Source organism: Vibrio sp. 10N.222.52.C3 (assembly GCF_041474195.1).
Lineage (GTDB): Bacteria > Pseudomonadota > Gammaproteobacteria > Enterobacterales > Vibrionaceae > Vibrio > Vibrio crassostreae_C.
This window is the reverse complement of the sequence record NZ_JBFRTQ010000087.1, coordinates 1-13,983: the sequence shown is the minus strand read 5'-3', so window position 1 is coordinate 13,983 and position 13,983 is coordinate 1. Positions and strand designations below refer to the sequence as shown.

At 43.7% G+C, this 13,983-nt stretch carries 14 protein-coding genes; 9 read left to right on the top strand and 5 right to left on the bottom strand.

The genetic code is table 11. The annotated features are described in order from the left end of the window. Positions 1–10 precede the first annotated feature (10 nt). The 5 genes from fdh3B (at position 11) to cobB (ending at position 4,694) form a co-directional block, all read left to right on the top strand. Complete coding sequence (fdh3B, locus tag AB4517_RS14215) at positions 11–619, top strand: formate dehydrogenase FDH3 subunit beta (protein ID WP_004742271.1); 609 nt, start codon at positions 11–13, stop codon at positions 617–619. A gap of 13 nt (positions 620–632) precedes the next feature. Then, on the top strand, positions 633–1,706 hold the full coding sequence (locus AB4517_RS14210) for a formate dehydrogenase subunit gamma (protein ID WP_012603931.1): 1,074 nt from the start codon (positions 633–635) through the stop codon (positions 1,704–1,706). Next, positions 1,690–2,106, top strand: a complete 417-nt coding sequence (locus AB4517_RS14205; RefSeq protein ID WP_048658737.1) for a hypothetical protein — start codon at positions 1,690–1,692, stop codon at positions 2,104–2,106. The genes AB4517_RS14210 and AB4517_RS14205 overlap by 17 nt, the downstream gene beginning before the upstream one ends. A gap of 376 nt (positions 2,107–2,482) precedes the next feature. Beyond that, positions 2,483–3,703 (top strand): ammonium transporter, encoded by a 1,221-nt coding sequence (locus AB4517_RS14200; protein ID WP_137001778.1) that lies wholly within the window; start codon positions 2,483–2,485, stop codon positions 3,701–3,703. 256 nt (positions 3,704–3,959) lie between these two features. Further along, positions 3,960–4,694 carry a Sir2 family NAD+-dependent deacetylase gene (gene cobB / locus AB4517_RS14195; protein ID WP_017063867.1) on the top strand — a complete coding sequence of 245 codons (735 nt, stop codon included), beginning with the start codon at positions 3,960–3,962 and terminating at the stop codon, positions 4,692–4,694. Between the two features lie 94 nt (positions 4,695–4,788). On the opposite strand, the gene AB4517_RS14190 is transcribed toward cobB, so the two are convergent. From AB4517_RS14190 to potA, 5 genes are all read right to left on the bottom strand, one after another. Next, the gene (locus tag AB4517_RS14190; protein WP_017059627.1) at positions 4,789–5,826 is read right to left on the bottom strand and encodes an extracellular solute-binding protein; all 1,038 of its coding nucleotides are present in this window, start codon (positions 5,824–5,826) and stop codon (positions 4,789–4,791) included. Between the two features lie 210 nt (positions 5,827–6,036). After that, the gene (locus AB4517_RS14185; RefSeq protein ID WP_017059628.1) at positions 6,037–7,071 is read right to left on the bottom strand and encodes an extracellular solute-binding protein; all 1,035 of its coding nucleotides are present in this window, start codon (positions 7,069–7,071) and stop codon (positions 6,037–6,039) included. Between the two features lie 149 nt (positions 7,072–7,220). After that, positions 7,221–7,991, bottom strand: coding sequence for a spermidine/putrescine ABC transporter permease PotC (gene potC / locus AB4517_RS14180; RefSeq protein ID WP_017059629.1), 771 nt, complete (start codon positions 7,989–7,991; stop codon positions 7,221–7,223). After that, the gene (gene potB / locus AB4517_RS14175; RefSeq protein ID WP_017059630.1) at positions 7,991–8,848 is read right to left on the bottom strand and encodes a spermidine/putrescine ABC transporter permease PotB; all 858 of its coding nucleotides are present in this window, start codon (positions 8,846–8,848) and stop codon (positions 7,991–7,993) included. The genes potC and potB overlap by 1 nt, the downstream gene beginning before the upstream one ends. Continuing rightward, positions 8,832–9,947: a spermidine/putrescine ABC transporter ATP-binding protein PotA gene (potA, locus tag AB4517_RS14170; RefSeq protein ID WP_017059631.1), complete on the bottom strand. Its 1,116-nt coding sequence runs from the start codon at positions 9,945–9,947 to the stop codon at positions 8,832–8,834. The genes potB and potA overlap by 17 nt, the downstream gene beginning before the upstream one ends. 329 nt (positions 9,948–10,276) lie before the next feature. Here potA and AB4517_RS14165 point away from each other — a divergent pair, with 329 nt between their 5' ends. The 4 genes from AB4517_RS14165 to ttcA all read left to right on the top strand — a co-directional run bounded on the left by AB4517_RS14165 (position 10,277) and on the right by ttcA (position 13,923). After that, positions 10,277–11,092 carry a membrane protein gene (locus AB4517_RS14165; RefSeq protein WP_017063864.1) on the top strand — a complete coding sequence of 272 codons (816 nt, stop codon included), beginning with the start codon at positions 10,277–10,279 and terminating at the stop codon, positions 11,090–11,092. After that, entirely contained in the window at positions 11,085–11,936 is an 852-nt protein-coding gene (locus tag AB4517_RS14160) for a glucosaminidase domain-containing protein (RefSeq protein ID WP_372148507.1), read from the top strand. Before AB4517_RS14165 ends, AB4517_RS14160 begins: the two co-directional genes overlap by 8 nt. Positions 11,937–12,058: 122 nt before the next feature. Further along, a complete protein-coding gene (locus AB4517_RS14155; protein ID WP_372148506.1) occupies positions 12,059–12,709 on the top strand; it encodes a DUF2987 domain-containing protein in 651 nt (216 codons plus the stop codon). Between the two features lie 320 nt (positions 12,710–13,029). Next, the gene (ttcA, locus tag AB4517_RS14150; protein WP_017059635.1) at positions 13,030–13,923 is read left to right on the top strand and encodes a tRNA 2-thiocytidine(32) synthetase TtcA; all 894 of its coding nucleotides are present in this window, start codon (positions 13,030–13,032) and stop codon (positions 13,921–13,923) included. Positions 13,924–13,983: the final 60 nt, after the last annotated feature.

Genomic DNA, 13,983 nt, shown 5'->3' with positions numbered 1-13,983 from the left:
GAGTCTTAAAATGGCTAGAATGAAATTTCTTTGTGACACCAAGCGTTGTATCGAATGTAACGGTTGTGTCACTGCATGTAAGAATGAAAATGATGATGCTCTGGAATGGGGTATTCAACGTCGTCGCGTTGTGACACTGAACGATGGCGAACCAGGTGAAAACTCTATCTCAGTAGCGTGTATGCACTGTACTGATGCGCCATGTATGGCAGTTTGTCCTGCAGACTGTTTTGAACATACAGAAGACGGCATCGTACTTCACAATAAAGACCTATGTATTGGTTGTGGTTACTGCTTGTTTGCTTGTCCGTTTGGCGCACCTCAATTCCCTAAACAGGAAGCGTTTGGTGAGCGCGGTAAGATGGACAAGTGTACCTTCTGTGCTGGCGGCCCAGAAACAGAGCCAGGTTCTGTTGAAGAGCGTCAAAAATACGGTGCGAACCGTATTGCTGAAGGCAAACTGCCAATGTGTGCTTCGCTTTGTTCAACTAAGGCACTGCTAGCGGGTGACGCAGAGAAAGTTTCTGATGTTTTCCGTCAGCGTGTTGTTGAACGTGGTGCGAAAGGTGCAGGTTGGACAGACGGCAACGACCTTTCTTACGATGCGACTAAGAGCTAAGTAGGAGAGACATATGCTTACAATGTTTAAGCGTCTCTTCCTTGTAGTGCTGCCAATGTTGGCAGCACTAACAATGCTTTCTCCTATGAGTCATGCATCTGAGACGAACTCATCACAAACTCAATCGAGCTCTGCTCAACGAGAAATCACACAACTTGCTGGCGCCGATTTTTGGCGACAAGTGAGAAACGGTGAGGAAGGTTACACCACATCTCAATCAGCTGAGCATGGTGTGTTGATCAGTACTCCAGGTCAAACGTGGTACATATTGAAAGAGAAGTGGATGTCACCAGCCGGTGCCGTCGCTATCTTTGGCAGTATTGCTTTCGTGACTTTGATGTACGTTGTGATTGGCCCGCTAATGCTAAGCGCGCCAAGAACAGGCCGTAAGATCAAACGTTGGTCTCGACTAGACCGTGCCTTGCACTGGAGTATGGCGTTTACCTTCTTAACACTGGCGTTCAGTGGTTTGATGTTGGTTTACGGTAAGCACTTCTTGAAGCCGTACATTCCAACAGACCTTTGGGGCTTCATCGTTCTACTGGCTAAGCAATACCATAACTACATCGGCCCAATTTTCTATGTGCTGTTGATGGCTGTTCTTATCAAGTGGTGGCGTAAGTCTATCTTCAAGATGGTCGATATCCAGTGGTTCATGAAACTGGGTGGTATGGTCGGGAAACATAAAGGTTCTCATCCATCTGCAGAGTTTTCGAACGCGGGTGAAAAAGCACTGTTCTGGCTATTGATTGTTATGGGTAGTGTGGCTGCGATCAGTGGCTTGGTTTTAGACTTCCCAATCTTCGGTCAAACCCGTCGAGATATGGAGCTCTCAAACCTAGTCCACATGTTGGCTGCTTTGATCCTTATCTGTGGTTTCGTGTTCCACATCTACATCGGCTTGTTCGGTATGGAAGGGGCACTAGAAGGCATGGTAACAGGCGAAGTTGATGAGACTTGGGCTAAAGAGCACCATGATCTTTGGTACAAAGAAGTGATGGAACAAGAGAAAAACGGCGTTGAACAAAGCGCTAACGCAGCAACAGAGAAAACGGAAGGGGTGAATAAGAATGAACAAACCTCATAAAGGTATTTGGGTCGCTTACATACTAAGCTGCTTTACGCCATTTACTTGTCTTCTCTCTGGTGTGGTTGCCATCATCTACGCGGGCTATCGTTTAGATAAAGGTGAAGACGGCGAAGTAGTGGATACCCATTACTACGGCTTGATTCGCTCGTTCTTCTTGAACTTGACGTTCTTTGTTGTACTTATCGTGACAGTAGCGACCTCTAATGGCGTGTTGATCGGTGTGAACGATTACTGGTATCAAAATCATATTATCGATGACATCGCTTACTACATACCGTATGTAGGCATGTTGTTCGGTGGTGTTGCGATTGTGGTTTGGTTTATCCGTATGTATCAAGGCATGCAGCGTTTAAGTCAAAACCTACCGCAAAACCCGTCGACAGGACCAAACCTGTAACGCTGAGACGTTAATGACATATCTAAAGAAAGCCCAGTGATTCATTGAACTGGGCTTTTTGTTTTTAAGTCCCCGGAACCGTAAATAGTTGTCAGCCGCTATCTGCATCAGAACCTACTTATTGACCGCTTCAATATGGTGCAACTCCCTTATTTGGTGCAATTGTCGTTGCGATTTTTTTGGTGTAAAGGACCATAAAAGTGCACCTAAATATTTAGACTTTAATAATCAATAAGTTAAAAACAAAACCTGTTGCACGAAAATTACCCCTCACACTTGGAACGCATCTTGCGTTCACTGTTGAGTCTTTAATTAATTACAACATTGAATCGCACGATATCAGTGCAAATCAGATAAAGCGAAGGAGAATGCTTTAATGAGTGAAACGGTGACTCAAGTTCATAGTGCAGTACAAACCCTTACCCAAAGTTCAGATACTTTATTCCTATTACTCGGCGCCATCATGGTTTTCTTGATGCACGCTGGCTTTGCATTTCTAGAAGTCGGTACCGTTCGAAAGAAGAACCAAGTGAACGCGCTGGTTAAAATCCTGTCGGATTTTGGTGTCTCCGCCATTGCTTACTTCTTTATCGGTTACTGGGTTGCTTACGGTGCACACTTTTTTGCAGACGCAGAAACACTTTCGCAAGGCAACGGATATGAACTGGTTAAGTTCTTCTTCCTAATGACATTCGCGGCGGCAATTCCTGCGATCGTTTCAGGCGGTATCGCAGAGCGTGCACGTTTCTACCCAATTTTGATTGCGACACTGTTTACGGTTGGTTTCATCTATCCATTTTTTGAAGGCATCATTTGGAACGGCAACTTTGGATTCCAAGATTGGCTAGAAGGTCAGTTTGGTTACGTGTTCCATGACTTCGCAGGCTCGGTAGTGGTTCACGGCGTAGGTGGTTGGATTGCTTTGGTTGCGGTTTACTTCTTAGGTATGCGTAAAGGTCGCATCCGTGCAGGCAAACACACCAACTTCGCACCATCGAATATCCCATTCTTAGCACTAGGCTCTTGGATCTTATGTGTCGGTTGGTTCGGCTTTAACGTAATGTCAGCTCAAGCAATCAATGGTATCAGCGGCTTAGTGGCGATGAACTCACTCATGGCCATGGTTGGCGGTATTCTTGCGGCTCTAATTGCGGGTAAAAATGACCCGGGCTTCATCCACAATGGTCCTTTGGCTGGTCTCGTCGCTATTTGTGCAGGTTCAGACTTAATGCACCCATTAGGCGCGTTAGTGACTGGCGGCGTGGCAGGCGCATTGTTTGTTTACCTGTTCACGTACATGCAAAACAAAACACAGATTGATGATGTATTAGGTGTATGGCCTCTACACGGCGTATGTGGCGCTTGGGGTGGCATTGCAGCGGGTATCTTCGGCTCGCAAACATTCTGGGGGCTAGGGGGCGTGAGCTTTGCTTCTCAAGTTGTCGGTACACTAGCGGGCATTGCTGTGGCTTTGATTGGCGCAATGATTGTTTATGGTGTGTTGAGCAAACTAACAGGCCTACGCTTAAGTGAAGAAGACGAATTCAACGGTGCGGATCTTTCTATCCATAAGATCTCTTCTATCAACGAAGACTAACGTTGTTCACTTGGTGGGGTAAAGCACATCAAGTAGACAACTGTTGAACAGAACTAAGCGGCTTCGGTCGCTTTTTTGTTTCTATGGATAGCAAAACAGAGAATTTGAGTAACAACAACCACAACTATCAAGCGAGTTATGTCACAAATAGCCAATGAATTCAGTTGCCTAAGACTATGGTCTAATCCCCAAAACTATTGTTGGAATTTGAACAGTGCTAAGCTGTTACAAAGTGACATATCTAAAAGGACGTTATATGCATTTCCCATATCGAAATATCGTAATTCTTACTGGCGCTGGCATCTCTGCAGAGTCGGGGATACAAACATTCCGAGCACAAGACGGGCTATGGGAAAACCACAAAATCGAAGATGTAGCGACGCCTGAAGGGTTCGCAAAAGATCCTGACTTGGTACAAGCCTTCTATAACAAGCGTCGTCACGGCCTGCAAAGTGAGAGCATTCAGCCCAATTCAGCCCACAAGGCGCTAGGAGAGCTCGAAGACAAGCTTGATGGCAAAGTTACCATCATTACTCAAAACATCGACAATTTGCACGAGAGAGGCGGTAGCAACAACATTATTCACATGCATGGTGAACTTTTAAAAGCGCGTTGCAGTGAATCCAATCAAGTTGTAGAGCACAAAGGCGATATTGAAACGGGTGAACTTTGTCACTGTTGTCAAATTCCAGCGCAGATGCGCCCTCATATTGTGTGGTTTGGCGAAATGCCACTAAGAATGGGCGACATTTATTCCGCACTGGAAGAAGCGGATCTGTTTATCTCTATCGGAACTTCAGGTGTTGTTTATCCAGCGGCAGGCTTTGTTCACGATGCGAAAATGCATGGTGCACATACTATCGAGATAAACCTCGAACCAAGTGCGGTTGAAAGTGAATTTGAAGAGAAGCGCTACGGCAAGGCGAGTATCGAGGTGCCTAAACTGGTTGGCGAGTTATTATGTACAGAGAAAGGTTCTTTAACGGCCTAAGCCTTGTCTTTAATAACACACATCAGTTTCTGAATCTGAAAAAATAAAGCGGCTTACGCCGCTTTATTTACTTAACTTCTTAACTAACAATAACTTAGTTGTTTACTTTAAGTTTTTGGAAGTACTCGTCATAAATAACGCTCGCTTCACCAACTTCATCTTGCCACACACCGTTATCCATCACTGATTGTGGTGGGAAAACGTTCTTGTCTTCAGCAAATTCTTTAGGAAGAAGAGGGTAAGCGGTTTTAACTGGTGTCGGGTAACCGATCTCTAGAGCAATTTTCGCAGCGTTCTCTGGGCGAAGAAGGAAGTCGATCATCTTATGAGCCGCTTCAGTGTTCTTAGCGCCTGCTGGAATTGCTAGGCTGTCCATCCAGAAGATAGCGCCTTTTTCTGGCCAGATAATGTCAATCGTTGCGCCTTCTTGGCGTGCCATGTAAGCAGAACCATTCCAAAGCATACCAAGAGACACTTCACCTGCTAGGTAAGGGTTCGCTGGGAAATCTGAGTTAAATACCAATACGTTTGGCATTAGCTTACGAAGTTCTTCGTAGGCTTCTTTGATTTCTTCAGGGTTAGTCGTGTTTGGAGAGTAGCCCAGTTTAGATAGAGCGATATGGAAAACCTCACGAGAGTCATCCATCATCATCAGTTGACCTTCCCACTGCGTATCCCACAGATCGCCCCAGTTTTTAACTGAAGACTTGTCTAGCATGTCTGAGTTGATACCAATACCCGTCGCACCCCAGATGTATGGGATTGAGTAGTTGTTATTTGGGTCAAATGGCTTATCTAAGTAATTTGGATCCAAATCTGCAAAGTGGCTTAGCTTGGTTTTATCAAGCTCTTGAAGCATGCCTTCTTTACGCATCTTAGAAACGAAGTAAGTAGAAGGAACCACTAAGTCGTAACCCGTACCTTGAGTTTTTAACTTAGCGTACATGCTTTCGTTAGACTCATAAGTTGAGTAGTAGACTTTAATGCCCGTCTCTTCTGTGAAGTCTTCTAGTACTTCATTTGGAATATATTCAGACCAGTTGTAAAAATACAGTTCTTGGTCAGCTGCGAAAGAGGGTGTAGAAAGTAAAGTAGCAGCACACAATGCGCCGGTATACAGTGTTTTTTTCATTACTGTTCCGTTCATTTGTTTGATTTGGAGCTGGGTAGTGAACCCAAGGTAAAGGATTTCGAAAAATCGCGCTATATTATAGCAGCGATATAATAAAATAGGCAGCCTAAGCTGCCTATTCATTGATATTCTTATTTTTAACTTATTGATTATCTACGTTGACCTGTTAAGTAAACTGGTTACTTAGCCACAGTTAGATAATAAGCTAAATTACTGACCTGCTTTAAGTTTCATGAAGTAATCTTCGTACTTCACTGTCTTATCGCCAACCGCAGCTTGCCATTCAACACGATCAAGGTCTTCTTGCGATGGGAATAGCGCAGGGCTATCTTTGAACTTCTCGTTAGACGCTTTAACGGCCGTTAGGTAGCCTGTGTCACGAGAAATTTGCTCAGCAATTTCAGGGCGAAGTAGGAAATCAATCATCTTATGAGCTGCTTCTACGTTTACCGCACCAGAGCTAATCGCAAAGTTATCAACCCAACCGATACCGCCTTCTTTAGGGAAAACCAGTTTGATTGGTAGACCTTCGTTTTGCGCTGCAGCAGCAGAACCGTTCCACAGCATACCAAGACCCACTTCACCAGACATGTAAGGCGCGCCTGGGTTGTCTGAGTTAAATACTAGAACGTTTGGCATAAGCTTTTGTAGCTCAGCGTACGCTTCGTCGATCTCTTTTTCGTTGGTTGTGTTACCAGAGTAACCTAACTTACGCAGTGCGATGTGGAACACTTCACGAGTGTCGTCCATCATCATCAGTTGACCTTCAAGCTCTGGCTTCCATAGATCAGCCCAGCTTTGGAAATCTTCTGGATCGTACATGTCAGTGTTAACAGCAAGACCTGTGATCGCAACTACGTGTGGAATAGAGTAGTCGTTGCTTGGGTCGTACGGCTTATCTAGATAGTTAGTATCTAGATTCTTGAAGTTGTTCAGCTTAGTTTTGTCGATCTTTTGTAGCATACCTTCGTCACGCATCTTAGATACGAAGTAAGTCGACGGCACAACTAGGTCATAGCCTTTGTTGTGTGTTTTTAGCTTTGCGTACAAGGTTTCGTTCGACTCGTAAGTCGAGTAGATCACCTTGATACCAGTTTCATCAGTGAACTGTTCTAGAATCTCACTGTTGATGTAAGGTCCCCAATTCATGAATACCAATTCTTTGTTATCTTTTGCAAATGATGGTGCAGATAACATTGAAAGCGCACATGCACTACCAGCTAATAGAGTAGCCCATTTTTTCATTGACGTTAGCTCCAAACTAAACGTTGCCCGAAGGCAGTAGATAGAAAAACAGAATGGCAATTTACCATTCTGTTTATGATTAACACTTTTTTTGAACTTGAAGTCTCTTAACTTCTTAATCAAGCCAGTCTCTATATAGAGTAGGAGACTTACTTGATTTTTTCTCTCGCTAATGACTGAGAAATGATCACCAGTATTAACGACACCACTAACATCACTGTTGCTAGGGCGTTTACCTCAGGAGAGATACCCACTTTAACCATTGAGTAAATCTTCAGTGGTAAGATTTCATACGTTGGGCCGGTTACGAAAGAGCTAATGATTACATCGTCCAAAGACAGAGTGAAGCTCAATAACCAACCCGCAGCAACCGCTGGCTTAGCAAGAGGCAGAATGATCTGTTTTAGAATCGTCCATTCACTTGCACCTAAGTCTTTTGCTGCTTCTAGCATCTTCACATCAAAGCCATTCAAGCGACTGTATACCGTTACTACAACAAACGGTAGACAGAAGGTAATGTGAGCAGCAAGTAGGGTAAAGAACCCAAGTTGAACACCCATTACCAAGAATAGCGCAAGAAGCGAAATCGCCATTACGATATCTGGAGACATCATTACGATGAACAGCATGCCATTTACGATGCCTTTACCTTTAAATTGGTAACGGAATAGGGCTACTGCTGTAAGGCTCCCGACAATCGTTGCGGCTGTTGCTGAGAACACCGCTACGTTGATCGAGTGCCACGCAGCCTGCATTAGGCTGTCGTTGTTAATAAGCGCGTCATACCATTTAGTGGTGAAGCCACCCCATTTCATACCAAACTTATTGGCATTAAACGAGTTAGCGATCAATACGATAATAGGTAGGTATAGAAAGGCGTATACCAGCGCCATAAAGCTGAACTTAACTGTGCGCCCCATTAGTCTAGCTCCACTTTCTTGTTCAATAGCTTACCTGCTCGGTAGTAGGCATACAGCATCACAGCCATTGCCATGGTCAGTGCGATACTCGTCGCTGCGCCAAACGGCCAGTCTCGAGCGTTGAGCACTTGGCTCTTAATCACGTTACCAATCAATAGGTTCTTAGCTCCGCCTAATAGGTCAGAGATGTAGAACATACCTAACGCTGGCAGTAGCACTAACAAACAGCCGCCAATAATGCCCGGCATTGTTAGTGGTAGTACCACTTTCAATAGCGTTTGCAGTTTGTTCGCACCTAAATCTTTAGCCGCTTCTAAATACGTATCGTCCAGTTTTTCAATCGCTGAATACAGCGGCAGAATCATAAACGGAAGTAGGATGTACACTAAACCGATCATTACTGCGGTTTCTGAGTACATGATACGTAGCGGTTTATCAATGATATCTAACGCTAACAAGCTTTTGTTCAAGACACCTTGCGTACCCAGTACAATTTTTAATCCGTATGTACGAATCAAAGAGTTCGTCCAGAATGGTACTATCACTAGGAACAACATGATTGGACGCCACTTCGCCGGCATTTTTGCCACGATGTAAGCGAATGGGTAACCAATAATCAAACAAAGTAGGGTTGCGACAATTGCCATATAGAAAGAGTGCATCAACACTTTAAAATACAGCGGGTCAGCCAAACGCACGTAGTTATCGAGAGTGAAGGTCATCTCGATCAAGTTCGCTTCATCACGAGTTAAGAAGCTAGTACCAATGATCATGATGTTTGGAATCATCACGAACAACACTAACCAACCTGTGATTAAAGCAACAATTGCGTTTTGTAAATTAAACTTCTTGCTCATCTTCTAATACCACTTCCCAGCTCTCAACCCAAGTTACTGCAACTTTTTGGCCCAGTGAGTGATCAACATCAGGGTCATCTTCGTTGAAGAATTCGCTAACCATGACACGCATACCAGATTCAAGTTCTACGACTGAATCTAATGTCATGCCTTTATAGGTTCGCTCGACAATGTGGCCAACAATACCGCGTTGCTCTGACTCTTTAATTTCTTCGATTCGAAGATCTTCAGGGCGAAGCAATACTTGCAGTTTTTGACCCGGTGTTACGTCTTTATCGTGATAGATAATGGACTCTTCACCTTCGATTGTCGCAACAATGCGTTTTTCATCTTGACGAGATTTCGCTGTCGCTTCGAATACGTTAATTTCACCAATGAAACGCGCTACAAATAGGTTCTTAGGCTCTTCGTAGATCTCTCTTGGTGTTCCGTCTTGTTCAATCACGCCATCACGCATAACAATAATACGGTCAGACATAGACAGCGCCTCTTCTTGGTCATGCGTTACAAAAATGAACGTGATACCAAGTTGGCGTTGTAATTGTTTCAGCTCGATTTGCATCTGTTTACGTAGTTTGTAATCCAGAGCAGATAGAGATTCATCCAACAAAAGAACTTTAGGCTTATTAACGACAGCACGAGCGATTGCGATACGTTGCTGTTGACCACCAGATAGCTGGTGTGGCTTTCGTTGTGCCATTTGTTCTAGGCGCACCATTTTCAAAGCATCCATTACACGAGGTTCAATCTCGCTGTTTGGAACTTTCTGCATGCGTAAGCCAAATGCCACATTGTCGAAAACGGTCATATGCGGGAATAGGGCATAGCTTTGGAATACAGTGTTTACATGCCTTTGTTCAGCAGGAACTTGGGTTACGTTTTGTTCAGCTAATAGTATTTGACCACTATCTGCCGTTTCAAAACCCGCAATCATTCTTAGCACGGTTGTTTTACCACAACCTGATGGGCCTAAAATCGTGAGAAACTCACCATGATTTACGTTTAAATCCAGATTGCCGATGACTTCCTTACCATCGAAACTTTTACTGATGCCAGTTAGCTGTACTACTGGCTTTCCTACTGATTTTTTAGCGTTCAACGTCTGTTTTTCTCCACCTTGGTTCTATTTGAGACCTGTTGCTATACACCTTTAAGGCGCGCATCATAATCACCAAAAACGTGAATTCAAAGCATTTTTTACCTTTCGAAGATAAAAAATTTCGCAGGTAAAAGTAAACATCCTTTACCATACTGTTATTTACTGGGTCTACACCCTAACAAGTGTCTAATTATTAACCATTAAGACGCAAAAGCAAGCCTTGTTACAGATTCATATTTTAGTTTGTATCCGACATATGAGTATAATGAAGGTAATTTTTTATCAATAAGTTAGGTGGCTTCGCTTAATCGGCACACCTAGGTATCAATATGAACAACGACATCGAAAAAGATTTTAATTTGGGCGGTAGTATCAACCGTGCACTTTCTGGCGATTATGAGCTCAAAGCAACGGCTGTATTCCAAGAAGCTTGGAAACATACGATAAGTCACTTTCTTTCGTTTTCCCCAGCGATTATTGCTTTGATGTTTGTGCAGCTCGCTATCTTTTATATCGCACTAAAACTACAGCTTGGTGATCCTGCGGTTATCTTGGATGCGGTTATCGACCCAGAGTCGTTCACGCCACAAATCGTTGAATCGATTTTTATTGCGAACTTTAGCTATGAAGTGATCAGCGCGCCTATCTATGCCGGTATCTGTTTAATGGCAATGAGCCACGCCGCTGGCCTACAAACCAAAGTACGCCACATCGGTAAAGGTTTGCAGTTTACGGTTCCGGTTATTCTAGTGACTTTGTTTAGCCTAATGCTTCAAGGCATCGCAGGTATGATTCTGCCGTTCTTGTCTATCTACTTCTCACTGGCGTTCAGCCATTCGATTCTGCTGATTTGTGATAAGAAAGTGCCGCCAATGCAATCGCTGCTGCTTTCTCTGCGTGCTGTCAACAAAAAAATCTTCACCGTTGCTTCTATCTACCTATTAGTAATGCTGATGTTCATCGTCGCGGCAATGATGTACGGCATTGGCCTTATCTTCGTTTTACCTTTCTTCTTCCACGTGAAAGGGATTCTTTACCGCGAGATGTTTGGCATTAAACTCAAACTGATCGCGTCAGACAGACCAAAGAGCGACGACGACCACAACGGTAGCAACAATAAAGACCCACAGGTATTCGATGCATAACAACTCTAAATTAAGCGCAAGTAAATCACTTGCGCTAAAAGTGACAGCATTAGCCTTAGTTGGCTCGATCTCGTTAGTTGGCCCAATGCTTTACCAACAAGAAGAAGAGCACAGGCGAGCGGGGCAAAAGGCTTCAGACTCAGAGCAAAACTTTGGTGACTTGACCGTCTCTTCTGATAAGCCAGATTTCGCAGCGATTGAAGATGTAAATAAAAAGAAAGACACCTTCTTTTCTTATCTTCGCCCAAGTATCAACATCGAAAACAAGCGAATCACCAAAGAACGTGCGTTTCTAACCAAGCTTTCAGAGACGGGGTTGAACAATGTTGACTCTGAAGACGCGTTATACGCAAAGAGACTAGGGAAGCTGTATAGCCTGCCTGTACCTTCATCGGGCTTAGATGACGCTTGGCTGAAAGAAATGTTGAATCGTGTAAACGTGCTACCTGAAGCGCTTGTGTTAACTCAGGCGGCCAATGAATCAGCTTGGGGTACATCTCGTTTCGCCACTAAAGCAAATAACTATTTTGGACACTGGTGTTACACCAAAGGTTGTGGCCTTGTTCCGCTACAACGTAACGAAGGTAGCTCTCATGAAGTCGCAACATTCTCTTCAAGCCAAGAATCCGTACATCGGTATTTCATGAACCTTAATCGTAATCGTGCTTACGCCGATCTAAGAGTGATTCGTGCAAAACTTGATGCGCAAGGTGATGATCTTTTAACAACCGCAACGGCGACAGAGCTCACCAATGGCTTGTTAAAATATTCTGAGCGAGGTTCCGACTATGTGACTGATTTACAAGCTATGATCCGTCACAACGAGGTATACTGGAAAAAGTAACTCATTTTGATACCAACTTGGTTGCCTTCGATAGTCGGCTTATACCAGTAATATCACAAAAAGAGCAGCTCATTGGCTGCTCTTTCTATTTATAAACGCTCAACTTCGACAAGATTATAATAATGAAAAAGACAGCACTCGCTTTATTAGCCTCATTAAGCCTTGGGGTTTCTCTTCCTGCTTCAGCGCAAGAATACATGTTCACGTATTCTAAGCTTTATACTCAGCTGAAAAACAACACCAAAGAAGGGCATGATGATGTCAAAGTTGCGGTCTTCTTTGTTGATCAACAAGCTCAGCAAACCTGTCACATCAGCAAAGCTTGGATGGAAAAAGAAGAGCACTACGAAGAGCTAAAAGTCTCTCCTGCGAATGAACTGCTTCTACCGGTAGATCAAAACCTACGCTCAGCAAACCCTCTTATCTTTGTACAAACTCAAGAAGAAGAGTGTGCGTATTCTTTGGTTGTGATGACGCAAGAGCCTTTAGCTGGCACAGTAGAAGTAACTCAACTAGAAAACCTATTACCACAGATGCAGGCGATGCTTGAAGACGTCAGCGGCATGTTCTCTGGTTGGTTCACGCCAGATATCCAAGGGGTAACGCTAGAGTTCGCTAATAAGCTGGAAGGCAACATCGAGCTTTCAAATGGTAAGCAACTACCAATCAAAGAAGGGCGAGCGAAATTCACCTTAGAAGAACTTCATGGAAGTGACAGCATCACGTTACCAGAACCAACAGTTCGCGTATTGCCGTACATTCCCGCGCAATAGTTTTTAACGGAATCATTGTTAGTGAAGTAAAAGCTTAGCGGAATCATTCCCCTAAGCTTTTACGACATATCTTAAAGCAGCCTCATCGAATTAGATCAGGCTGCTTTTCTTTATCTGCGATACCAACCGAGAGCATGTGAAACCGCGTTTCTCTACCAGCTAGGGAGCTTATCGAACAATAAAAGCAGAATCTTTCTATTACTCAGCTTGTTTATCCTGCCGTTACTATTTCAACATTAAATAAAAATCCGTATAATCCACGCCCTAAAACAGTCCCACTAGCAATCTACAGTCGGTAATACGACGGTGTGAGAGTCGCAATGAACCAAAACGATAATAGAAAAGAAACACTTGAATTCAACAAACTTCAGAAACGTCTGAGAAGAAATGTTGGAAATGCCATCATCGACTACAACATGATCGAAGAGAATGACGTAGTAATGGCATGTATTAGTGGCGGTAAAGATTCATTTGCGATGCTAGATATTTTGCTACGTTTACGTGAAGCAGCACCGATCAAATTTGATGTTGTGGCAGTAAACCTAGATCAAAAACAACCTGGGTTCCCTGAACACATTCTTCCTGAGTACTTTGAAACGCTGAACATTCCTTACTACATCGTAGATAAAGACACGTATTCAGTGGTTAAAGAGAAAGTGCCAGAAGGTAAAACAACGTGTGGCCTATGTTCTCGTCTTCGTCGTGGTACTTTGTACTCATTCGCAGAGAAGATTGGTGCAACTAAGATCGCTCTGGGTCACCACCTAGACGACATCGTTGAGACCATGTTCCTAAACATGTTCCACGGTGCGCGCTTAAAGGCTATGCCACCAAAGCTTCGTTCAGATGATGGTCGTAACGTTGTTATTCGTCCACTGACTTACTGTCGTGAAACGGACCTAATCAAATACGCAGAACATAAAGAGTTCCCAATCATTCCTTGTAACCTATGTGGCTCTCAAGAGAATCTACAGCGTCAGAACATTAAAGCGATGCTAATTGATTGGGATAAGAAAACGCCAGGTCGTGTTGAGAAGATCTTCAAGTCAATCCAGAACGTAAGTCCAAGCCAACTGGCTGACCGCGAGCTGTTTGACTTCGTGAACCTTCCACTAGACCGTAGTGAAGACCGCAAAGCGTACGAATTCGAAGAAGCTGAAATTTCATCTTCTAACATCGATGAGTCAATGTTCATCGACGTAACGAACGTATAATAAGAATAATCGTTGTAGAGCAATAGATGCGCCTACAACAGACAATCGAGTAGGAGGAGG